The sequence below is a fragment of the Erysipelotrichaceae bacterium 66202529 genome, from assembly GCA_017161075.1.
In the GTDB taxonomy this organism is placed as follows: domain Bacteria; phylum Bacillota_I; class Bacilli_A; order Erysipelotrichales; family Erysipelotrichaceae; genus Clostridium_AQ.
The window spans coordinates 3,350,528-3,372,280 of sequence record CP046174.1 but is presented as its reverse complement, the minus strand read 5'-3'; the positions used below and the strand labels follow the sequence as shown (position 1 = coordinate 3,372,280).

Genomic DNA, 21,753 nt, shown 5'->3' with positions numbered 1-21,753 from the left:
GAAAAATTATATAATTTAGCTGTCGGAGAGGGTAAGTGATATTATGAAATTTGGCAATGTATTGGATATAGCTTTAGATAAAAACGATCTATCTGTTAGCCAATTAGCTAGTGAATTAAATGTGACAGATCGTACAGTATATCGTTGGTTGGGAAATACTAACGAACCTGATTTTGATACTCTATGTAAGATTTGTATGATTTTGGATATTGATTTCAATGAGATTATTAAAATCAAGCATGAAGAAAAAACTAATATAATAAACATTGTGCAAGATAAACAAGAATGTTATTTGTTAGAATTATATAGGGATTTGAATAATAAGCAAAAAAAGCTTTATTTAAAAAATGCCAAGTTATTTGCAGAAGCACTTCATCTTCATGAAAAATAAATAATTATAACTGGAATAATAAAGGGAAGTTTAAAACTATAAACATAGTTATTAAACTTCCCTTATTTTATTTTGATAAGGCATTTATGATTATATCAATCTTTTCTTGTTCTTCTTTTGACGCATGTCTATAATATTTTAATAAAGCAACTTCTTGTTTGTTATGTAAAATGATTTCTGTGCTTGGCTCTGCTAGTATTTCACAAATCTTATTGACATCTACCTTTAATAATTTGCAAAATCGCAAAAATGTTAAAATATCAGGAGAGGTAGTACCATTACGCCATCTGTTAATCTGTCTTGGCTTTACGCCAATTAAGTCAGCTAACTCAGCAGTTTTAAAATCAGTCATCTCTAAACAAAGATCAATTATTTGAGATACAATATCATTTTTCATATGTTCACCTACCATTATCCTGTACTTAAAATTATATAATATTCATTAGAGGATAAGTCGAAATTGGTCACAATAAGGCTAATGGTATTGAAAAATGCCAAAAATTGGTTTATTATATACGTGTTGAACCCAACAAACACTATTTTTCTTTATAATAAATCCTAGAAATAAAAAAATAGAAAGGAGGTCAGCTTCATAATTACCAATGTAATTATAATTTTTATTGCTACAAGACTAGGCTTGTAAAGCTGTCAGCATATGAAAAAATATAGTATTAGAGAATTGTATGAGTATGATCACTCTATGATCGATGTAATTGAAAGGGAGGATGGTATAATTCAATATCCATCAGGTAAAGTATTTTTAGATAAATATCATTGTACATTAGAGTATATTTCCGATAAAGTTAATTATACTTTACCTTTTTTTGTTCCGTTTACTCAATATTCTTCGATAAGTGAAATTTATGATGCTTATGGAAAAGCATTAGAAGTTTACTATCGTTTATGTTATGATAAACATCCTTATTCCACTATTCAAATGTATATATTTGCTCATGCAATAGATGTTACTTATGGCACAACAAAACGATTCAAAGCAATAGATAGGTATACGAATAATGGATTTGAATTTAATGATTTTAAAGAATTTGTAGATCATGAGTATTACGAGCTAGAAAAATATGCAATAGAAAATATATTCAACTGTTATGAAAATTATTCAGAGGAATTGATTCAATACATTAGTAAGCTGAGGGATAGAAAATTTAATTTACAAAATCTATATAAAACACTTTCTTCAAACATTGATGTATTATATCAAATAGATATTTCTCCGCTATATCTCATATTAAATTTTAATACATTGGATATTCTCGATGCACCTGATTATCAAGATAGGATTGTACAGCGAATTAAGGAGCTGGGAGACTATTGTTCCGAGGAATATTTGTTTCCTGATGAAGAATTCAAATGAGTGAATACTATTATATAGTTCATGAGTTTCTTAACTCTACTTTGACTTACGAACAACGGCTATCATGTGTAAATGATAAAATAAAACAGATAAATGATTATATCATTGTGGATCACGAAAAATTACGCTTTATTGGGCTTGATTTATTAAATGAAGATATTTTAAATTCACTATATGATAATTTGGATGTTATATTAAATAATCTCAAGTACAAATATCATCCTTTTAATACCCTTATATTACTTTTAGATCAAATGGATTATGAGCTGAGGCTAGGCAATAAAAAAAGATTTATGATTATTACGAATAATAACAGAAAAGAATTTAATAGTATATATTCAATCATTGCTTATTATTATAATGGATTTTATAAATGCGTGCATCGTGTTATTTGTCATACTTGTAGAACAACTACAGTTTATGCTAAAGATATAAAAGAGCAATTATTAGAATTAAACCTAAAAGAAATCTACCAAAAAATAAAATCGGATGATAAATTTATTATGTTGGAATCCGTAGACGGTGTATATCTGTTAAATAATTATAAACGATTGAAAATTCTAAAAGATACAGACTTTAATGATTTATGCGTAGAATACTTGAGAAATATAAAATAAAGTGCCTGATAATAAATTAGGCACTTTTCTTAAACTGGAATTTGTTTTTTAGCCAGTATATGCGGTATCTGCACTATTGGAGAAATCCTGTTTCTCAAGCCATATTCTTTCTTCCTCCGTTTCAGGAATATCAATTCTTTCAATCTTAAAAATAACTGGTCTTGTACCATCATTGCAACAAGCTATCATCATCCTGTCATCATTTGTCCAATTACGCATGATAGAACCACCTTGTAATGCTGAATATACATATCTGCTAATTGCATCCCATGCCTCTCCACAAAATTTCCCATTCATTAAATGATAAAAATCATCTCTTTCAAGGGTTCTTTTTAGAGTAAAGGTGTCTCCCACTTTGAAAAACGGACAAGCACCTGATTTCGGATTCGCAAGATATTTTTCTTGATAATCGACAAAAACTTTTGTTTCCAAAACTGTAATTTTGCATTCATGTTGCATTTATATTCCCTCCATAACTTCTAATTCTTCAACTCATTTAATTCTAATTTTCCAGTTTGACAAACTGAAATTTATCATGCAGAAATGGTTATATTTTCATAATTTCATCAAAATGTCTAATGACGAAAATTTCATTACAAGATAAATAAATAGACAAAGGTTGGTTACGCTTATAAGCATCTACTTCCTGCATCAAAGATGCTTGTTCTGTTATATACTTAGAAACATAACGTTTTGCCATATCAATTGCATACTGGTGTCCAATATAATCCTCTATGAATGGAATACTTATGTATTTATTGTTATCATCGTTATTGTAAATGGAATCATATGTGTAGAGAAGTCCTTCTTTGGACAGTCGTATTCCTGTCGCTATAAAATCTTTTTCAAATTCATTTGCTAGTAAAACAATGCTATTTTCTAGTTGAAAACATATATCTTCAACAACACCATCAAAATATTCTTTATATGTGATATCATACCATTTATTTCCGCCTGATAGTTTTGAATCTAAGGGTTCATAAGGATATGCAAGAATAAGCTTATTCGGGATTTTATATTTTCTACAATTCACCAACGATACCCATTCTATGCGAATAGATTCCCCTTGGTGATTCCATTTAGACGTATCAAAACAAATCTCAAAGGATAAATCTCCAACAACTTTTTTATGTTTGCGACTACTTTTTAGATACTTCCAACCATGTTTAGCCAACTTATTTTCTATCATTGTATTAACAGTTTCAATCGACTCTTTGACAGGTAATGCTGTTTTTCTTTTTTTAAATAGGTTTTTGATCATAATATTCACCAACTATCTATATACTAAATTCTAATTTATAGAATAATTATAACATCATTAACTTATAGTGATAATAAAAAAGTATCAAATGGATACTTTTTTTATACATATTCTTTGATTTTGCCTTTTGCATTAACTGTTATAAGACTAATGTTGAGCTGTTCTCTCACATATTCAGAAATACTTTTGAAAGTCATTGTATCAGGCGCACTATGCTCAATAAGTATACTGAATTTATCTGCCTTAGTTCGATCTACAGTTTTGATCATATTAAACAACTTTGTTTGCATTGTTGTTGGCTTACCTCTAGTTTCCAGCAGTAAGTTTACGATCCATTGCCCATATTCTCCATCCACAATACAAAGATCGTCATTCACAGTATAACTTAGACCAGCCTCATCCAACCAATTTAAAAAAGCTGTTTTCTTAAATTCTGATGATATGTGATTATCTTTCTTCTTCACACTCTCTCCTCCTCACATAATAGTTACATATATTATATTTCATTTTTCAAAAAAATTCATTATAAAATAACATCTTTAGTATTTTTAAAGTATTTCCACGTAGGATCAGATGAAAATGTTTGATTAAAACATTAGTATATTTGGTCTTTTTATTTTTTGCTAAAAAGTCAATAAAACTACAGGAATCAATATAATAGTGCAAATTATCTTATGTTATTTTAATTTTCGGTTTTTGTAGTCACAAATTGACAGAAAACGCAAATGTAACCGCTTACTATAAATGTGCAGGGTGAGGTTTTAAGTTAGCAGAAAGGAAAAGCGCCTGCTATCTGATTACGTTTTACCCAGTATTTGCTAACGCTCACTCTTGTGGGCGTTTTTTGCCATTATGAAAGGACATAGCTGGTATTACGCACGTTATCCATAACCTATCCAATTTTTCAGACCTAAGAAAGATTGGAGGGTTTTATATGACAAAAAAATATACTTTAAAGGTCAAGGGTAAGGCTATACCAGTTACGCAAGAGATATACAAAGAATACTACAGGATACATGATCGACAACAATACCTCGATAAGCTGGCAAAACAAAAAAATATATATTTGGAATTTTGTGAAGAAAAAGGAATTCCTATTGAATATGAAATCTATAAGCAGAACAAAAAAGCAGATGAAGAATTACTCCAGCATGAGGAGGATATACAAAAGTTAAGAAAAGCATTCGATATGCTAGATGAAACTGAAAGAAAAATAATTGATGTTTACTACTATAAAGGATTAAATACAGCAGAATCTGCACGTCTTTTACACATGAAAACTACTACTTTACATAACCATAAGATCAAAATTCTAAAAAAGTTGAAAAAAATCATGCAAGAAATGGAATAACTTACCAATTTTTTCCCTAGATAGTGAGGAGGTGACAATCATTTGATCTTTGACAATCGAATATATGCAATTACGTTCCTGATTGAGAGCCATTTAGGTACGCCGAGATACAGTCAATCTGTTAGCGAAATAAATCCTATAAATATATGTGGCAATATATGGCGATGATTCAATCAGGCATAATGATACTCCCATTGAGTCGAGGTTAGCCCAGACAATGGTCGCTTTGATTAGCGATGGGTAATCCAGTGGTACGTGCTACGTACAAATTGCATATTTGCTTATGTGAACTGCATACACATAATAAAGAGGAGGAGATAAAATGATTGTTACAGAAGTTTTCAACGAGAAAGGAAATACTTTACAAGAGATATTAGAGAAGATTTTACCCGACATGGTAAGAGAAGAAATAGAGAAAAAAGATTCTCTTAAACCTGAAAAAAGCACTCACTAATTAGCTGTCAAAGATAGAAAAAACCGCCTATTTATGGTATAATATAGGTGACAAAGGACAGCGTTAATTAGGAAAGGAGCGCTATGATTGAGGTCATAAAAAACGCTGAATTGATGTCGGGTACATGGGGATTATATTATCGCTTATCGAGAGATAACAACGTTAACGAGAGTGATAGTATTAAGAACCAACGTGATCTAATAACCAAAGTAGTAAAACGTAGTGGCATTAAAAAATTCAAAGAATATAAGGATGATGGCTTTTCAGGTGGTAATTTCAATCGACCTGACATTGAACGATTAAAGCAAGATATTCTAAACGGAACTATTAAAGGTGTAGTAACAAAAGATTTCTCTAGACTTGGGCGTGATCATGTTGAGACTGGTTATTTCATTGAAACATTCTTTCCTGAACAAAGAGTACGCTATATTAGTCTTTTGGATGATTATGATAGTGGTGCTGAAAGAGTGAATAATGCATTACTGCCTTTGAAACTTGGTAGTAATGATATGGTTCCTTTACAAACCAGTATTTCAACTAACAGTGTATTCAAGACTAAAAGAGAAAATCGAGAATATTGGCATAATCATCCACCTTACGGTTATATGCGTGATCCAAAAGATGCCACCCACCTTATTCCAAATGAGGAGCAAAGTATCATTGTCAAAGAAATATTTATGCTTTACATCAACGGTAAACCTTATTCTGAAATTGCGAAGTTATTAACCGCAAGGGGTGTAAAAACACCTTGTCAGTATTTGCCTAATCCTCAAAAATTAAGTAAACACCCTGAAATATGGAAAGGCAATACAATCAAAAGGATAATAAATCATAAAATTTATAAAGGTTGCTATGTATCAGGTACTACAAAATCTGTAAGTTATAAATCAAGAAAACGTATACCTGTTGCAGAAGAAGATCAGGCAATAGAAAGTAATTGGACTGATGCTATCGTTGACGAAGAAACTTTCGCATTGGCTAATGCCATTTCCAACAGGAAAACGAAAGAATGCGCAGATAATAAAATTGATTATGATAAATGTCTCCTTAAACCTCTCTTGTTTTGCTACGATTGTGGTGCAAAAGTTTCCCTTTCTTTTGATAAGAATAAGAAAAAATTCTTTTGCCAATGTAACACTTATAAAAAGTTCAGCTCTAAAGGGTTATGCAGTTCACACAAATTAGATTATGATTCACTCGAAAAAGCTGTTTTAAACAACATTAAAAAACTGTTTTTACAATTCGACTATGATAATATTGATGATATTGTTGCTGTATGCAATGATGTACAGGATATCAATAAAATGATCCAACGATCAAGAGATAATATAGATGGGTTAAAACGTAAGCTAAATTTACTTTATGAAGATAGACTTAATGAGGTAATTGAAGCAAGTATCTATATGAGGTTTGCTAATCGAATTAACAATGAAATTGAAATAGAAACAGAAAAAATAAAAGAATTGCAATCTAGGCTTGAATCACATAAAACATCTGATCTTGATAATGATGAAATAAAACGGATTATAAAATCCTTTCTGTCATCTGATACTCCATCGAAAGAAATTATAAATCGCCTTATTGAAAAGGTATATATTGATAAAGAGCGAAATATAAGAATCCATTATCGCATAAGGAAGTTAAATCATTATGCGTAAACTGAATACTACCTACTATAAGTCAAATAAAATTGCTTTGTATTATAGACTTTCAGTAGCGGATGGAGATGATGTAGAGAGCGAAAGTATCAAGAATCAAAGAAAACAACTTCATTTATATATGGAAAAGCATAATTTAACATATGTTGATGAATATATAGATGATGGTATAAGTGGAATGACATTTGATCGTCCTGATTTCAATAGGTTGATGCAAGATATTGAAAAAGGAAGAATAAATACAATCATTACTAAATCTCTTGAAAGATTTGGCAGAGATTCTAACAAGGTTGGATTTTATGTTGAAAAATGGTTTCCTGAGCATAGAATACGTTATCTTGCAATAAATGATAACGTTGATACTGCGATAGAGTGCGTTAACAGTGATTTAATTCTTAAAATAGGGTTCAATGACTTCTATCCATATCAAACGTCAGACAGCATAAAAGCAGTGATTTACAGCAAGCGACAAAAAGGAGAATATTTATCTTCATTTGCTCCTTATGGATACATGAAAGACCCTACCGATCATCACCATTTGATAATTGATGATTCATCTAGCAAAATTATCAAAAAGATATTTGAATTATATATAAACAATCATTCTGCTAAGGCTATTGCTGATATTTTGACTTCAGAACATATTTCAACTCCAGCGAGATATCGCAAAACTGGAAATTTGTATGAGACAGATACAGACACTTGTTATAAATGGGATAAATCTTTCATTTTGAATACAATACAAAATAAAGTTTATTTAGGAAGTGTTCTAAGTAACAAGTATATAAAAGTAAGTCTCAAAAGCAAGAAATCTGTTAGGCTGGATAAAAAATATCTATTATGCAAAGATAACCGTCATGAACCTATCATTGATGAAGAAACCTTTGATATGGCGAATACAATGAGACTTGATAAAAAAAAGATTGCAAAGGATGTTCACAAAGCACATCATCGTTTTACCCTATTTGGCTACACACATGACAGTAATGATTATTATTCATTAGTTATTGACGAAAAGGTTGCCTACATTGTACATGAAATTTTTGATTTATATGAACAAGGATATGGGTATAGAAGTATTGCAGATATCTGTAATGAACGTAACTATATTACACCGAAATGCTATTTAAAAACACAAGGTTCTACAACTTTTAAGGATGTATGGACACCTGATAAAATCAGATGTGTACTAAAAAATGAAGGATATTATGGTTGCAATGTTCGTAAAGTAAATGGTGTGAAAATCGTAACTCCAAACTGTCATATTGCTTTGATAAGTAAAGATCAGTTTGAACATGTACAGGAACTGATGGCAACAAAGCAAAAACCAACTGCTTTATTAGATAAACCCATTCTATATCAATATATATATTGCGGATGCTGTGGACGAAAAATGCAAATAACTAAAATTACTGAGAAAAGGAAAAAGCAAAATGTATATTGCCCCTCTGAAAAAGTAAAGCATATCATTCCTTGCAGTATCAGCCAAAAACATATATCTTATTTAGATATAGAAAATGAAGTTACTTTACGATTAAAAAATCTTTCAAAATATGTGCAGAGTAGTGACTTTGAAAAAAAAGTTGAGCAAATATATTTAGAACCTGTTGCATCTCATATAGTAGAACGCAATCGCTTGGAAAAGGAGCTAGATATCCAAATGCACAAAATTGATATGATTTATTCTGATCGAGCTAACGGTATGATTTCTGATTCCTTATTCTATGATAAGATTAAGGAGTATCAAAAAAATGCCATCCTGCTTAATAAGCAATTAGATATTGAGCGAGACATTATCTCAAGCTATAAACGTAAATCAAAGGCTGTTTTGGATGAAGCAGAACTACTCAAAAATATTTTTAAGAGTAGGAATTTCAAAACAAGGTTCTTAGATGAGATTATCTCAAAAATCAATGTAACAGAAACTTCTATTGAGATAGTATATAAGATCAAAAATCCTATATTGATTGGTGAATCTGAATGATTCACTAAAAAATATATGGTGGGGGTCACTTTTACCCTCGACGTGGTACCGGGATCCGAAGATTCGCTCTGCCTATGGATTCCCATGGGCACAGTCCACAAAATACCGCATGAGCTTTCTGAAGGATGAGCTGGCGGAACACATCAACGGAGTTACCTATGTTGATCAGCGGTATCAGGAAACACTGAAGCAAAGTGATATCCTATGTGGACGCTCCAAGGAAGAACGCCGTCTCCGGGAAATGGTGAATCTCAATATGAAGTGGTTTATGCAAACGCTGCTTGACCGCAAGGATCGCATGTCTATGTACAATTCACTGGAGGTGCGAGTACCCTTCTGCGATATGCGTATTGCACAGTATCTGTACAGCATTCCATGGGAATTTAAGGATTATCAGGGCTATGAAAAGGGACTGCTGCGGGAAGCGGTGAAGGGATTGTTACCGGATGAGGTGTTATGGCGTAAGAAAAGTCCATATCCGAAAACATGGCATCCAAAATACCGTGAGCTGGTCAGTAAACAGATGGAGGAGCTGCTGGCACAGGGCGATGAACCGCTACTTCAAATTGTGAAAAAAGAGAAGCTGCAGGAGCTTTTAAGGGAAGACCGCTCGATTCCATGGTATGGACAGCTGATGAATACCCCGCAGACGATCGCATATCTGCTGCAGGTAAATTACTGGATGAAAAAGCTTCAGGTACAGATTCAAATATAGTGAAAGCATAGCTTTGTCAGAGCGAAAAAGCAGCGAGTACCCGGTATGTATCAGGGCTGCTGGCTGCTTTCTCTCATGAAAAGAACAGAAACTTACTGCAGATATATAATCTGCATATGAAGCAGACTGTATGTCCCAGAAAAGGGAAGAAACAAAAAGGATTTATTTTGTTTTTTATTGTTATTATAAATTCATTGTAGTTGTTAATCATAAATAAGCCAGTATGATTTTCATCAATTATTACCTCTTTTCAAATTCAAATAGCTGTTTAGATTTTAAAGTGATTTTTCTTGAAATCGCCTGTGCAAGCTACAAGGTATAGGCAATACTTTATATGAAATTCTTATGCAATGGTTAAAATATATACATTATGATATTGTATTACATTGTATATGTTATGATAGACAATGTATTAAATAGCTGATATAATATAGCTATAAGAAAGGTGGTATATGCATGGCAATGATAAGTGTAAGGATTGACGATGATTTAAAAAAAGAAACAGAAGAAGTATGTAACGAATTGGGTTTAAATATGACTACTGCTGTTACAATATTTCTAAAGAAATTATGCCGGGAACAACGTATTCCTTTCGAAGTATCAATGTATAATGAAAAAGTGACGCAAGCTATAGAGAATGCTTTAAATGGAACAAATTTAAGCAGGAAATTTCATAGTGTTGATGAATTACTTGAGGATTTGAATGATGAGAGCGATAAGGTATGAGAATAACTTTAAAAAAGATTTAAAGAAAATAAAGAAACGAAGCTATGACTTAGAGAAAATAAAAGCAGTAATCAATATGTTAGCAAATGATATTGAGTTACCAGTTGAATATCGTGACCATGATTTAGCTGGCAAGTATAAAAGTAGAGGAATTCGTGAGTGTCATATAGAGCCGGATTGGTTGCTAATGTATATTAAGGATAATGAAGAGTTAACACTTATCTTAGTAAAAACTGGCACACACTCTGATTTGTTTTAACTTTAAAAGATAAAAAAGAGGGGGCTTAGTCGCTAATGGGCAAAGGCGCTATCTAAACAGCACGGGAAATTGTGCTGTTTTTACTACTTCATTAAAAAGGTATATAACATTTCTTATAGGGGACTAATTTGCTTATTCTATATGAATACGCTTCATGAGTTTGAATTTGTTATTTCTAAATCCAGAATTATATGAAAAGATATTGCGTTCTTGACTAAATCTTTTATATATTTGGGTATTTCTATAATATAAGATAACGTAAAGATACAAACATATCTTATATGTAATAAGCTGATTTTACATTCTTTCATATATTTTTGCTTTGTTTGCTTCTCTGTTTTGATTAGAATCTGATATACATAAGGGATGTGACTGCTACTCTCATAATATAGATATTTCAATGTATGAAGAAGGAAAAGGAACGTAGTGATATATCGAATCAGTCTGTTTTCGTAGTAAAGAGCCTGATGACATATGAAATTACGTATTCTCATTTGAAGAACCCTTGTCTAGGTAACATGATGGTACCTGCCATGATACAGGGAAGTACAAAGCAGTATATCTGAGAAAAGCACAGCAACGCAAAGGAAAATGCATAAAAAAACAGTTTCATATTGAAACTGCCGGGATTAGGTGTTGATTATTTGTGTGAGCGGATCTGATGAATAATCAGATACAGAAAAGCAGCTCCGCACAGGGCAATGAGTATGTAGGAAATGATTTCACTTCTATGCGACGTATATTTACCGCCGATTTCTGCTATACTGGCAAGATTCAATGGTTCCATGGGACTCCTTCATATATATGCTTTTTTGTTTTCATTATATCATAGTTTTTACCGTTTCCTATAGCATCATGCAAAATCCTGTAAATTTTAAGAAATATTAAGAAGCTTCTTTCTTCTTCTGTTCTCTGCTCATGATAATCAGTGCCGTAAGTATGATAAGACATCCTGCTGTTTTTGCCGGAGTTAAAGCCTCCTGAAGAAAGAAAACACCGCAAATTACGGATGTGATTGGCTCAAAGAGACAGAATAAGGAAGCGGTACTGGAGCCCAGCTTCTGAATCCCCTTCTGTAAAAGTACAACGGCCAGAAAGCTGGATACCAGACTGAGCAGCAGAATCAGCAGATAGGCATTCCATGGCAATATAAACTGAATTGAGGAGAACAGCAGGTGATAGACGAGGGTTTCAAGGAGAATGAAAATGGCGAGATAAAAGGATATCTTATAGGCATTTTGATGGGATAGCCGTGTTTTCTCCAGCTGCACCATATAAAATGCATAGGTGAGTGCAGAGCTTGCGGCCATGATCAAACCGGTGATGCTTCCTGCATTGGTCAGATCAAAAAAGCAGAGAGCTCCAACAAATGCCATCCCCAAAGCCAGCAGCTTGCGTCTTCCAAGCCGTTCATGATATACCGCAAAGCAGAGAAGCGACACAAAGACCGGATACAGAAAATGCAGGGTAGTTGCACAGCCGACATCAATATAGGCATAGGAAGAAAACAGCAGGATGGTTGTCAAACCGCTTCCGAATACGGCTATGATACCGGTATTTCGCAAATCCCTTACAGAAATGGTAAAGGATATCCCTCTTGCTTTCATGATAACTGCCAGCATGGGAATTACAAACAAGGAACGGTAAAACACAACGGTCATGGAATTAGCCCCGTATCCATAGACGGCAGTTGTAATCAGTGGCGTTATGCCGAACAAAACAGCAGATAAAACAGTATATAGAATACCCTTGGTATACATACGATCACCCTCATGCTAACAATTATATATCATATGGTGTATGTGTGGAAGTATTTTTAGAATTGTGATATTCTGAAAAGGTAAAGAAAGGGATGAATATCATGTTTGAGCTTAAAAATGTTACATTTAAACATATTCTTCATATACAGCATGTATGTCTGGATCGCTGTGTTACCTGTATAACCGGTCCCAGCGGCAGCGGGAAAACAACAATGCTAAGATTATTAAACCGTTTGAATGAGGCCGATGGGGGAACCATTTTGTTTCACGGTGAGGATATTCAGAAAATGAATCCGGTGGAGCTGCGCAGAAGGGTTGTCATGCTGGGGCAGACGCCTGTGATTTATCCGGGGGATATAGAAGAAAATCTGCAAATAGGCTTAAAGCTCAGCGGACGCCTTCCGGCAACGCGGCAGAAGCTGAAGGAGTATCTGAAAAAGGTTGATTTAAACAAGGAATTGAATGAAAGCTGTGCGCGGTTATCCGGAGGGGAAAAGCAGCGCTTATGTCTGGCTAGAGTCATGCTGATGGAGGCTGAGGTCTACCTGGTGGATGAGCCTAGCTCGGCGCTGGATAAGGAAACCGAAGGCTTTGTGATTGAAAATCTGGTACAGTTTGTGATGGAGCGTAACCGTCAGTTGATCATGGTAACACACTCGCAGGAGGTATCCGCAAAATATCCAAAGAGTCTGTTGCGTATCGAAAACGGCGATACAAAGGGGTATGTATATGAATAATTCAGTTATGGATCTGTCGCTTATCAATCTTTCCATCGCCTATATTTTTGTGCTTGTATTGCTGATTATCTTCCGCGCAAGAGGAATCCGCAGAGAGCGCATGATTTTAATTGCGACAACCCGTATGACTATTCAGCTAACCATTATGGGATACATTTTGCTGTATGTGTTTAAAAATCCAAGCTGGTGGCTGACTCTGCTTATGCTGGGAATCATGCTGGGCTTTGCCATTTACAATGCACAAAAAAGAGTACGCTATCAGATGAACAGTGATTTAAAACGCCTCATGGCCATTTCTATGACCGTCGGCTATCTCAGTACTGCGGTTATTTTCATGCTGCTGGTTCTGCAGGTACGCCCCTGGTTCAATCCACAGTATTTCATTCCAATTTCCGGTATGATTATTGGAAATTCTATGACAGGCATCGCACTTGGCGCAAACCGTCTGTGCGCCAATATGCAGGATCACAGAGAAAAAATTGAAAACTCACTGATGCTAGGCGCATCACCAAAGCTGGCGGCTCATGAAGAAGTGAACGACGCCTTTGACAGTGCCATTTTACCAACGATGAATAATATGATGACAATGGGAATCGTTTCGCTGCCGGGAATGATGACCGGACAGATGCTATCGGGAACCTTTCCTCTGACAGCGATTAAATACCAGATCGGCATCATGCTTGCCATTCTGGGCTGTACGGCAATAACGGTTGTTGTCTTTGTGACCCTTGGCTATAAAACATTTTTCACACGTCATGCATCCCTGAAGTAAAAAGATCTTCGATTTTTGTTTGCTGGATAGCATTTACAAGCACAGTATAATAAAGAAAGAGAAGGATTGTCACAGAAATACCAGAGTGAAACATCATAAATATAAGATTAACTTTCTTATGTACTGGGGTGATAGAAAATTTGCTTTTTAATTCGCTGTATTCGACTGGTAGATAATTTTCTTTCTAATTATCATGGGTTTCCTCATCCGATGCAGTACTGCTTTTCCATATCCTGCTATGCTGTATGGCAGGATTCTTCCGGATTTGCGCATGCTGCAGTAGGTAATATATATGAAACAGCGCGTGAGTCACTGCTTTTATGCTTTCACAGGGCATTGTGTGCAAAGCCAAAATGATAAGCGTTAGGGTATACTCATAGTGGAGGTGATGCTGCATGCAGGCATGGGATGCAATACAAAAGACATTGGATTATATGGAGGAGCATTATGATGAGGAGCTGACAATCGAGCAGCTTTCTGAAATCGCACATCTTTCCAGATTTTATTATCAGCGCTTATTTTACAGACTGGTGGGGTATACCGTTAATGACTATCTTCGCAGCGTGCGTCTGAAAAAGGCGGCAGGACTGTTAAAAAAAGAGGAAATGAAAATCGTGGATATCGCTATGCGGTGCGGATTTTCCAGTCACAGTGCATTAACAAGAGCTTTTCGACAGGTGTATGGTATTTCACCGACAGACTATAAAACAAAGGATATTCATCTGGATCATGTGATACGACCACAACTGGGAATGAAATATACCCTGATTGATGAGGGTGTTCCGCTGATCTGTGATGATATGGTACTTGAAATTCATCGCGTAGTATGTAAGGATGCCATCTGGTTCAGCGGTTATTTGAAAGAAGAAGATCAAACAAAAATCGCACAGCCGAAGGAAAATACACTTGTGGAGCTCTGGAACAGGCTTGAACAGGATGCACTTTTACAGGCAGCCGCCATGGATGAGGGGGATGACATACTTACGCCTTCACAAAGCCCGGGTATTTTTACATATATGGCTGCGGTACAGACAGAAAACCCGGTGCAGGGCTATGCCTCCTTTCAGATGCCGCCGGGTACCTATGTGATGTGTGAATATGAAGCGGAAAGCTTTGAGATTCTGGTGCAGGAAGCGCTGTATAAGGCCAGTGCCTATCTTTTTGAGGTGTGGCTGCCAAGTCACGGTTATGAAAGCGATGCCTTTTTGGTTCAGCGCTATATTCATCCAAAACAGGAGGCTTGTAAAATACAGCTGTGGGTCAGAGTATCAGAAACATTTTAATCGTGTACAGATAAAGAACAGACACTGTCTGCCATGGATTTTATGAAGAATGGATTGACAGTGTTTTTTCTTTACTTTTCATAGTGCTTACGTTATCATATACATGCAGGAAGTATAATAAAATACATATCCAATCATATGACAGGAGGTATGTGCAAATGAAAAAAAAATATGCGGTTCTGTTTGTCAGCGGGGCATTGCTGATCAGTAATGCGGGCCTTCTGAAAGCAGAAAGCTTTGAAGGCAGAGAAAGTGAAATGAATGCTAAATGTGCAGTCATTAAGGATACGAAAACCCAGGAGGAATGCAGCAGATATAAGAGTTATCTGCAAAGCAAGTCGGATAATCTGGATAAGGAAATCCGTGATATTAAGAGTCAGATTGCCAGTGTTAAGGGAGATGCAGAGCAGGTAAGCAAGCTGATTGCGGAAAACAATAAGAAAATTGAGAGCTATGAGAAGGAAATCAGCAGTATTCAGGCGAGCATTGATCAGACGCAGAGCTCTATCAGTGATTTAAAAAAGCAGATTAAGGATAAGGAAGAAAGCATTAAGGAACGTGACAAGCAGATGCGTGCACGGCTTTTGGAAATGCAGGCATATACGGGAAGTAATTATTATATTGATTTCCTTATGGGATCAACAAGCTTTACCGATCTGCTGAGAAGAACAGAAATTGTTGGCGAATTAAACAAGTATGAAAATGATCAGATCAAAACGCTGAATAAGGAAAAGAAAAAGCTTGATCAGGACCGCAAAATCGTTGAGGAACAAAAGGAGCTGCTCGTTGTACAGCAGAAGAATATAAAATCCAGTAAGGCGAAGGTGGAAGCCTTTAATGAGGTAAAAAAGGATTTGTTAAGTGATTATCATGAGAAGGAAGCAAGTCTGGCAGCACAGAAACGTGAGGCGCAGATGGCGCAGGCAAGTCTGCCAAAGGTGGATTTATCGCTTGCCGCAGATTTTGACGAACCTGCTGAAGAGCCGCAGAAGCCGGACAATTCTCAAAATAATGGAAACGATACCGGAAATAGCGGCAATACGGATAATGGAAATACCGGAAACAATGGGAATGAAAATGGCAATACGGATAACAGTGGCGGAAATTCCGATAATAATTCTCAGGGTAATACTGGAAATTCAGGCGGTAACACAGGTGGAGGTTCATCTGGCGGGGGAACTGCACAAAGCTCCGGGTTTATAGCTCCGCTGCAGAGTGGCTGGCATTATGAAGCTGGTACCTGGGCATATCCGGGTGGCGGCGGTCACATGGGAATGGATTTCTCTACCGGATCAACAACAGGCATTCCGGTGGTGGCACCGGCAAACGGTATCATCATTCATACATATCAGGGCTGTGGATACGGTGCTTTGAATAACTGGTGCGGTATTCCGGCTGGCGGTGGTAATAATGTTGCCCTGCTGACCAGAGTGAATGGTGTTGTATATGCGATGCCGTTCTATCATTTAAGCTCTGTGGCTGTAAGTGTGGGGCAGCGTGTGAATCAGGGACAGGTTATCGGATATTCCGGAAGCTCCGGGAACAGCTCCGGGCCGCATTGTCATGTGGAAATCATCCGTGTCGGATCAATGACAATGTCTGCTGCACTGAATCAGTTTAACCGTACAGGCGATTTGACCTTCGGCACAGGCTGGAATGCGGATGCACCAAATGCATGCGGGACAGCGCCATGCCGGGAACGGCCGGAGCAATACTGGCTGCAGTAGCTTACGATTTTAAAAAAAGAGGCTGTGACAACTAGACATAAAGTCTGCGTCACAGCCTTTTCGTATGGATTCAGTTAAATTAAAAATATATCATGATATTTGTTTTTTTATTGCCTATATAGCTTTCCACCGGCATCTATTGTATCATCCTTCTCACAATACCGTAGGAAGATAGGCTGCGGATTCATGCTGCCTGTCTTATATTCTGATTTGAATTTATCCAGGTCCCAATCAAGTTCATAGGTCGTACAATCATCATTTTCATCCGTCATTTTTACATCGATTATCGTGTATTTATAATCTGCATTTTTAAATTGAAAGGTGTCATCTTTGATTATATAAGTGGTTGTTCCATCTGCACTCCTCCATGTACCTTTTAAAAAAGACGGAATGACATCTTCTTTTACTTCACCACTCTTATATACTAAATAAATGCCGACTGTTCCGGATCCACCTTCACTTTTTAAATCATCAGAAATGACTTTAATGCTGATTGTATCAGTATCCTGGCTCATAGTAGTAAAGGAAAAGCCAGTTGAATCCGTGATTTTTAAATAAGCTCTGACTTTTTCTATTGCGAAATCAGAATCAAAAGTATTGTTTTTCTCCTGTGCTTTTAAACTATTATCTTCTTCATTGACTTGTTGTCCAGGCTTATTATCATTCTTTTTACTGTCTGTAACATTCTTCTTATTATCTGTAATGTTATTTTGGTTTTCCCTGTTCTTCTTTGTTGATGCACATGAAGAAAAGCACAGACATGCAAGTAGTAAAATGAAAATTTTTTTCATAGCTATGATCTCCTTTATGGCACTATTTTATTCTTATCCTCAGAAAAATACAAGAAACGATTCCTTAATTCTATTCCCGATAAAGAATAAAAAATATTATCTATAAGCTCATAGATTTATTACATAGATAATGAAATAAGAGGGATGTCATGAATCGAATAATTATTGAAGTTGGAAAAATGATCTTATAGGAAGTGCGGAGAAGGAAAAGCATGTAGGGGTTTTTCGTTGTTCATATGTGGAGCTGTAGACGGCTAAAGCATAGTTATACGCAACTGTGATATGCTCATAGATGAGTTTGATTTTTACGATGCTGCCTACATAGTATGCTAGTATTTATTTCTTATGAAGAGAGTAAATAAGAACATGCTTATAAACATCTGTTCTACTATTTATTTGCTTGTTTTTTTACTTATTTTAGTTAGGATTTCTCTGCCAGGCTTGATGATCGTAATCTGTAAAATCCTTCAGCTTGGTTTAGCAAACAGGCTTGATTTTCTCATACAGCTTGCTAAATATACTGAAAACATTGTTTATAGTAATGAATAAAAAAATGATTTTTAAAAATGCAAAAGGAGCATTATCAGTGCAAAGGAGTGTTTGCCTGTATTTACACTTCATACTAGAAAATCCACAAGCCATAAAACACACCAATGTAAACTAAAAATGAAATAATGGTTTACAAAATGAATAAAGTTTGATATTCTAAGTATCAGTTATGAAAAGGAGCTGTTACGATGTCTATACGAAGTGATTTGATTAAAGAGCTGGAACAAAACAGAGCAAAGCCGATATCCGGACAAGAGCTGGCAGACCGGCTGCATGTCAGCCGTAATGCGGTATGCAAAATGATTCATACGCTGAATGAGGAAGGGTTTGAGATATGCTCATATCCGCGAAAGGGTTATCTCATGGCCGCTACCTCAAATAAGCTTTCATCGGAAGCAATATCCTGTTATTTAAAGCAGCAACTGCCGGTATATACCTTTGAGCAGGTGGATTCGACCAATCAGCTGTTAAAAAAGATGGCGATTGACGGGAGTGAGCATTTAACACTGGTAGCCGCAGAGGAACAACGTGCAGGGAGAGGAAGATTTGGTAGAGCATTTTATTCACCCTCCCGTACAGGAATCTATATGAGCCTGCTGTTGCGATTGCCACAGCAATTCAGCGATGCCTCTATGATCACAATCTATACCGCCGTCGCTGTGCACCGTGCCCTGTATAGGCTGTATAAAATTGATACACATATAAAATGGGTCAATGATATCCTGTATCAGAAAAAGAAGCTGTGCGGTATCTTATGTGAGGCTATTAGTGATTTTGAAAGCGGGCAGATTGAGGCTGTTATTGTCGGAATCGGATTGAACGTTTCCACTATGGTATTCCCTGAGGAATTAAACGATATTGCAGTATCGCTGCCTCCGTTATCCGTAAACCGCAATGAGCTGATTGCCTGTATTGTCAATGAGCTGCTGGAGCTGCAAAACGAAGACAGAGACGCAGTGCTTGCACAGTATCGTGAGAAATCAGTCGTACTGCATCGTCATATCACATGGATGAGGAATGGAATGCGCTGCAACGGATATGTAGAGACTATCAATGATGCCGGGAATCTGGTTGTGAGCTGTGAAGGAACAAGGGTTATTTTAAATTCCGGTGAGGTTTCCGTGAAGGAGGCGCATGTATGAAGCGTTTGACTACCCGAGAGCTGACGCTGTGTTCCCTGTTTGCGGCATTGATTGCCATCGGTGCCTTTCTTCAGATTCCGCTTCCCAATTTTGATTACTTCACCCTGCAGTTTTTCTTTGTACTCATGGCAGGCATGCTGCTGGGGGCGCGTCTTGGTGCTATGTCAGCGGCCTTGTATGTTCTTACCGGCTTGCTTGGTATACCGGTATTTGCGGCAGGTGGTGGAATTTCCTATGTGCTTCGCCCCAGCTTTGGCTTTCTGCTTGGCTTTATTGTCACAGCGTATTGCAGTGGCTGGATCATGGAACACGGACAAAGAAACTGGAGAACCTGCTTTCTGGCAGCTCTGGCGGGGTTACTTGCGACATATGGTATCGGCCTGGTGTATAAATATATGCTCTTAAACTATTATACAGGCACAGGTATTTCTTTTTATCTGCTGCTGCTCTCCTGTTTTCCTCTGGATTTACCCGGAGATATTCTCTTTAGTATTCTTGCGGCCTATGCCGCCCTGCGCTTTCCTACTGCTGTATTGCGGGGAAGGGAAAGGAGTCTGTATGCTGAGCATATACAAAAATAAGGTTTTACAGGGCGGTTCTTTAAGCCGGGCGGAGGCAATGCAGCTGCTTACTGCGGATTTGCAAGAGCTGTGTACAGCGGCTGATCAAATTCGCGCGTATTTCTGTAAGGAGCAGGTTGACCTGTGCTGTATCATCAATGGCAAAAGCGGTTCCTGTTCGGAAAACTGCCGGTATTGTGCACAGTCTGCTCACTATCCGGGAACCTCCCTACAGCATGAGCTGTTATCAAAGGAAACCATTTTACAGGACGCATTGTGCAGACAACGTGAGGGAATCCAGCGGTATTCCATCGTCACCAGCGGCAGAAGACTATGCAAGGAGGAGGTAGAGAAGCTGGTACAGGTTTACCGCCAGCTTAGCGAGCAGACCACGTTATCCTTATGCGCGTCCTGCGGTCTGCTGGACAGGGAAGACTTTCTCAAGCTAAAGGCTGCAGGAGTCACGCGCTATCACAATAATCTGGAAACCAGCCGTTCCTTTTTTCCGTCCATTTGTACGACACATTCCTATGATGATAAAATGCAAACGCTGCATGCGGCAAAGCAGGCAGGTCTTGATCTTTGCTGCGGAGGAATTCTGGGGCTTGGTGAGCGCTGGGAGGATCGCATTGATCTGGCACTGGAGCTGAGAACGTTGGAGGTCTTATCTATTCCTATCAACTTTCTGAATCCTATCCCCGGCACCCCATTACAAGCACAGCCTGTCATGAGAGAAGAAGAAATGCTGCGCGCTGTTGCCATTTTCCGGTTTCTGCATCCGCGTGCCTTTCTGCGGCTTGCAGGAGGCCGTTCCCTGATGAGGGATAAGGGAAAGCGATTATTACAAAGCGGCGCAAATGCCTTAATCAGCGGGGATATGCTGACGACAGCAGGAGTAAACACCGCAAGTGATTTACAAATGTTAAAGGAGCTGGGAAGACAGGTAGTCAGGTTATGAGTCAGGGGATTTTTATCACCGCGACGGCAACAGATGCTGGAAAGACCTATGTCAGTGCGGGATTGCTGAAGCAGCTGCTGTCAGAAGGTATTCATGCCGGTTATTACAAGGCTGCCGCAAGTGATGCACATCGTGTCGAAGGAAGTTGGCTGGCAGATGATTTGGATACCGTTCGAAGGCTCAGCGGAGTAGAGAAAGAAAGCAGCCTTGTTTCCTACACCTATCACAGCAGCGTGTCCCCTCATCTTGCGGCCGTACTGGAGCAGCGTCCCATAGAACGCAGTGTTATAAAAAACGACCTGCAGCACATGTTGGATACACATGAGTTTTTAATTGTTGAGGGCAGCGGCGGTATGGTCTGTCCGCTTCGTCTTGACGAGGAGTGTATCATGCTCAGTGATGTTATGCGTATGAGTGGCTTTGCATTGCTCATTGTTGCGGACGCAGGACTGGGCACGATCAATTCCTGTATGCTGAGTGTCCATTATGCACAACAGCTGCATATCCCGATTGCCGGCTTTTTACTCAATCATTATCATGACAGTGACCGATTGCATCAGGATAATAAAAAAACAATCGAACTGCTCAGCGGTTACCCTGTACTGGGCTGTCTTGCGGACAATGAGCCTGTTCACCTGAATTTACAGCGTTTATTTCCATAAACAGGGTAGTGTAAACCGCCTGTT

Annotated in this window: 23 protein-coding genes and 1 pseudogene; 18 read left to right on the top strand and 6 right to left on the bottom strand. The window is 37.2% G+C overall.

Features of this window, described 5'->3' with window-relative positions:
• Positions 1-43: 43 nt before the first annotated feature.
• Entirely contained in the window at positions 44-391 is a 348-nt protein-coding gene (locus GKZ87_15935; protein ID QSI26867.1) for a helix-turn-helix domain-containing protein, read from the top strand.
• A 67-nt stretch (positions 392-458) separates the two neighbouring features.
• Here the strand turns inward: GKZ87_15935 and GKZ87_15930 are convergent, their stop codons facing one another.
• Positions 459-803, bottom strand: coding sequence for a helix-turn-helix domain-containing protein (locus GKZ87_15930; GenBank protein QSI26866.1), 345 nt, complete (start codon positions 801-803; stop codon positions 459-461).
• A 243-nt stretch (positions 804-1,046) separates the two neighbouring features.
• Here GKZ87_15930 and GKZ87_15925 point away from each other — a divergent pair, with 243 nt between their 5' ends.
• Together GKZ87_15925 and GKZ87_15920 are read left to right on the top strand one after the other, a co-directional pair.
• The gene (locus GKZ87_15925) at positions 1,047-1,763 is read left to right on the top strand and encodes a hypothetical protein (protein QSI26865.1); all 717 of its coding nucleotides are present in this window, start codon (positions 1,047-1,049) and stop codon (positions 1,761-1,763) included.
• Complete coding sequence (locus GKZ87_15920) at positions 1,760-2,380, top strand: hypothetical protein (protein QSI26864.1); 621 nt, start codon at positions 1,760-1,762, stop codon at positions 2,378-2,380. The genes GKZ87_15925 and GKZ87_15920 overlap by 4 nt, the downstream gene beginning before the upstream one ends.
• 48 nt (positions 2,381-2,428) lie before the next feature.
• Here the strand turns inward: GKZ87_15920 and GKZ87_15915 are convergent, their stop codons facing one another.
• From GKZ87_15915 to GKZ87_15905, 3 genes are all read right to left on the bottom strand, one after another.
• Positions 2,429-2,839 (bottom strand): TIGR04076 family protein, encoded by a 411-nt coding sequence (locus GKZ87_15915; GenBank protein ID QSI26863.1) that lies wholly within the window; start codon positions 2,837-2,839, stop codon positions 2,429-2,431.
• A gap of 88 nt (positions 2,840-2,927) precedes the next feature.
• A complete protein-coding gene (locus GKZ87_15910) occupies positions 2,928-3,641 on the bottom strand; it encodes a hypothetical protein (GenBank protein ID QSI26862.1) in 714 nt (237 codons plus the stop codon).
• Positions 3,642-3,742: 101 nt separating this feature from the next.
• Positions 3,743-4,105 (bottom strand): hypothetical protein, encoded by a 363-nt coding sequence (locus GKZ87_15905; GenBank protein ID QSI26861.1) that lies wholly within the window; start codon positions 4,103-4,105, stop codon positions 3,743-3,745.
• Between the two features lie 470 nt (positions 4,106-4,575).
• Between GKZ87_15905 and GKZ87_15900 the strand changes: the two genes are divergently transcribed.
• From GKZ87_15900 to GKZ87_15870, 7 genes and pseudogenes are all read left to right on the top strand, one after another.
• Positions 4,576-4,992, top strand: coding sequence for a sigma-70 family RNA polymerase sigma factor (locus GKZ87_15900; GenBank protein ID QSI26860.1), 417 nt, complete (start codon positions 4,576-4,578; stop codon positions 4,990-4,992).
• A 537-nt stretch (positions 4,993-5,529) separates the two neighbouring features.
• Positions 5,530-7,104 carry a hypothetical protein gene (locus GKZ87_15895; protein QSI26859.1) on the top strand — a complete coding sequence of 525 codons (1,575 nt, stop codon included), beginning with the start codon at positions 5,530-5,532 and terminating at the stop codon, positions 7,102-7,104.
• Positions 7,097-9,088 carry a hypothetical protein gene (locus GKZ87_15890; protein QSI26858.1) on the top strand — a complete coding sequence of 664 codons (1,992 nt, stop codon included), beginning with the start codon at positions 7,097-7,099 and terminating at the stop codon, positions 9,086-9,088. Before GKZ87_15895 ends, GKZ87_15890 begins: the two co-directional genes overlap by 8 nt.
• A gap of 43 nt (positions 9,089-9,131) precedes the next feature.
• A pseudogene (locus GKZ87_15885) lies at positions 9,132-9,803 on the top strand (asparagine synthetase B).
• A 456-nt stretch (positions 9,804-10,259) separates the two neighbouring features.
• Complete coding sequence (locus GKZ87_15880) at positions 10,260-10,529, top strand: type II toxin-antitoxin system RelB/DinJ family antitoxin (protein ID QSI26857.1); 270 nt, start codon at positions 10,260-10,262, stop codon at positions 10,527-10,529.
• Entirely contained in the window at positions 10,507-10,788 is a 282-nt protein-coding gene (locus tag GKZ87_15875) for a type II toxin-antitoxin system mRNA interferase toxin, RelE/StbE family (protein ID QSI26856.1), read from the top strand. Before GKZ87_15880 ends, GKZ87_15875 begins: the two co-directional genes overlap by 23 nt.
• Before the next feature lie 404 nt (positions 10,789-11,192).
• A complete protein-coding gene (locus GKZ87_15870) occupies positions 11,193-11,354 on the top strand; it encodes a hypothetical protein (protein ID QSI26855.1) in 162 nt (53 codons plus the stop codon).
• 318 nt (positions 11,355-11,672) lie between these two features.
• On the opposite strand, the gene GKZ87_15865 is transcribed toward GKZ87_15870, so the two are convergent.
• Positions 11,673-12,548 carry an EamA family transporter gene (locus tag GKZ87_15865; GenBank protein ID QSI26854.1) on the bottom strand — a complete coding sequence of 292 codons (876 nt, stop codon included), beginning with the start codon at positions 12,546-12,548 and terminating at the stop codon, positions 11,673-11,675.
• A 101-nt stretch (positions 12,549-12,649) separates the two neighbouring features.
• Here GKZ87_15865 and GKZ87_15860 point away from each other — a divergent pair, with 101 nt between their 5' ends.
• From GKZ87_15860 to GKZ87_15845, 4 genes are all read left to right on the top strand, one after another.
• Positions 12,650-13,285, top strand: coding sequence for an ATP-binding cassette domain-containing protein (locus GKZ87_15860; GenBank protein QSI26853.1), 636 nt, complete (start codon positions 12,650-12,652; stop codon positions 13,283-13,285).
• On the top strand, positions 13,278-14,057 hold the full coding sequence (gene fetB, locus GKZ87_15855; GenBank protein ID QSI26852.1) for an iron export ABC transporter permease subunit FetB: 780 nt from the start codon (positions 13,278-13,280) through the stop codon (positions 14,055-14,057). The genes GKZ87_15860 and fetB overlap by 8 nt, the downstream gene beginning before the upstream one ends.
• A 395-nt stretch (positions 14,058-14,452) precedes the next feature.
• Positions 14,453-15,340, top strand: a complete 888-nt coding sequence (locus GKZ87_15850; GenBank protein ID QSI26851.1) for a helix-turn-helix domain-containing protein — start codon at positions 14,453-14,455, stop codon at positions 15,338-15,340.
• A 158-nt stretch (positions 15,341-15,498) separates the two neighbouring features.
• On the top strand, positions 15,499-17,067 hold the full coding sequence (locus GKZ87_15845) for a peptidoglycan DD-metalloendopeptidase family protein (GenBank protein QSI26850.1): 1,569 nt from the start codon (positions 15,499-15,501) through the stop codon (positions 17,065-17,067).
• A 107-nt stretch (positions 17,068-17,174) separates the two neighbouring features.
• Here the strand turns inward: GKZ87_15845 and GKZ87_15840 are convergent, their stop codons facing one another.
• A complete protein-coding gene (locus tag GKZ87_15840) occupies positions 17,175-17,858 on the bottom strand; it encodes a hypothetical protein (protein QSI26849.1) in 684 nt (227 codons plus the stop codon).
• A gap of 737 nt (positions 17,859-18,595) precedes the next feature.
• Here GKZ87_15840 and GKZ87_15835 point away from each other — a divergent pair.
• From GKZ87_15835 to bioD, 4 genes are read left to right on the top strand one after another with little or no spacing between them, the layout of a single operon-like run.
• Positions 18,596-19,549: a biotin--[acetyl-CoA-carboxylase] ligase gene (locus GKZ87_15835; GenBank protein ID QSI26848.1), complete on the top strand. Its 954-nt coding sequence runs from the start codon at positions 18,596-18,598 to the stop codon at positions 19,547-19,549.
• Positions 19,546-20,130, top strand: coding sequence for a biotin transporter BioY (locus tag GKZ87_15830; GenBank protein ID QSI26847.1), 585 nt, complete (start codon positions 19,546-19,548; stop codon positions 20,128-20,130). The genes GKZ87_15835 and GKZ87_15830 overlap by 4 nt, the downstream gene beginning before the upstream one ends.
• The gene (gene bioB, locus GKZ87_15825; protein ID QSI26846.1) at positions 20,108-21,067 is read left to right on the top strand and encodes a biotin synthase BioB; all 960 of its coding nucleotides are present in this window, start codon (positions 20,108-20,110) and stop codon (positions 21,065-21,067) included. Before GKZ87_15830 ends, bioB begins: the two co-directional genes overlap by 23 nt.
• Positions 21,064-21,729, top strand: coding sequence for a dethiobiotin synthase (gene bioD, locus GKZ87_15820; GenBank protein QSI26845.1), 666 nt, complete (start codon positions 21,064-21,066; stop codon positions 21,727-21,729). The genes bioB and bioD overlap by 4 nt, the downstream gene beginning before the upstream one ends.
• Positions 21,730-21,753 lie beyond the last annotated feature (24 nt).

Excerpts from the sequence above, each read along its gene's own strand:
- GKZ87_15880 (QSI26857.1), top strand. The coding sequence starts at position 10,260 with ATGGCAATGATAAGTGTAAGGATTGACGATGATTTAAAAAAAGAAACA.
- GKZ87_15860 (QSI26853.1), top strand. The coding sequence starts at position 12,650 with ATGTTTGAGCTTAAAAATGTTACATTTAAACATATTCTTCATATACAG.
- GKZ87_15895 (QSI26859.1), top strand. The coding sequence starts at position 5,530 with ATGATTGAGGTCATAAAAAACGCTGAATTGATGTCGGGTACATGGGGA.
- GKZ87_15890 (QSI26858.1), top strand. The coding sequence starts at position 7,097 with ATGCGTAAACTGAATACTACCTACTATAAGTCAAATAAAATTGCTTTG.
- fetB (QSI26852.1), top strand. The coding sequence starts at position 13,278 with ATGAATAATTCAGTTATGGATCTGTCGCTTATCAATCTTTCCATCGCC.
- GKZ87_15915 (QSI26863.1), bottom strand. The coding sequence starts at position 2,839 with ATGCAACATGAATGCAAAATTACAGTTTTGGAAACAAAAGTTTTTGTC.
- GKZ87_15875 (QSI26856.1), top strand. The coding sequence starts at position 10,507 with ATGATGAGAGCGATAAGGTATGAGAATAACTTTAAAAAAGATTTAAAG.
- bioD (QSI26845.1), top strand. The coding sequence starts at position 21,064 with ATGAGTCAGGGGATTTTTATCACCGCGACGGCAACAGATGCTGGAAAG.
- GKZ87_15840 (QSI26849.1), bottom strand. The coding sequence starts at position 17,858 with ATGAAAAAAATTTTCATTTTACTACTTGCATGTCTGTGCTTTTCTTCA.
- GKZ87_15850 (QSI26851.1), top strand. The coding sequence starts at position 14,453 with ATGCAGGCATGGGATGCAATACAAAAGACATTGGATTATATGGAGGAG.
- GKZ87_15925 (QSI26865.1), top strand. The coding sequence starts at position 1,047 with ATGAAAAAATATAGTATTAGAGAATTGTATGAGTATGATCACTCTATG.
- GKZ87_15845 (QSI26850.1), top strand. The coding sequence starts at position 15,499 with ATGAAAAAAAAATATGCGGTTCTGTTTGTCAGCGGGGCATTGCTGATC.
- GKZ87_15865 (QSI26854.1), bottom strand. The coding sequence starts at position 12,548 with ATGTATACCAAGGGTATTCTATATACTGTTTTATCTGCTGTTTTGTTC.
- GKZ87_15870 (QSI26855.1), top strand. The coding sequence starts at position 11,193 with ATGAAGAAGGAAAAGGAACGTAGTGATATATCGAATCAGTCTGTTTTC.
- bioB (QSI26846.1), top strand. The coding sequence starts at position 20,108 with ATGCTGAGCATATACAAAAATAAGGTTTTACAGGGCGGTTCTTTAAGC.
- GKZ87_15830 (QSI26847.1), top strand. The coding sequence starts at position 19,546 with ATGAAGCGTTTGACTACCCGAGAGCTGACGCTGTGTTCCCTGTTTGCG.
- GKZ87_15920 (QSI26864.1), top strand. The coding sequence starts at position 1,760 with ATGAGTGAATACTATTATATAGTTCATGAGTTTCTTAACTCTACTTTG.
- GKZ87_15910 (QSI26862.1), bottom strand. The coding sequence starts at position 3,641 with ATGATCAAAAACCTATTTAAAAAAAGAAAAACAGCATTACCTGTCAAA.
- GKZ87_15835 (QSI26848.1), top strand. The coding sequence starts at position 18,596 with ATGTCTATACGAAGTGATTTGATTAAAGAGCTGGAACAAAACAGAGCA.
- GKZ87_15900 (QSI26860.1), top strand. The coding sequence starts at position 4,576 with ATGACAAAAAAATATACTTTAAAGGTCAAGGGTAAGGCTATACCAGTT.
- GKZ87_15930 (QSI26866.1), bottom strand. The coding sequence starts at position 803 with ATGGTAGGTGAACATATGAAAAATGATATTGTATCTCAAATAATTGAT.
- GKZ87_15935 (QSI26867.1), top strand. The coding sequence starts at position 44 with ATGAAATTTGGCAATGTATTGGATATAGCTTTAGATAAAAACGATCTA.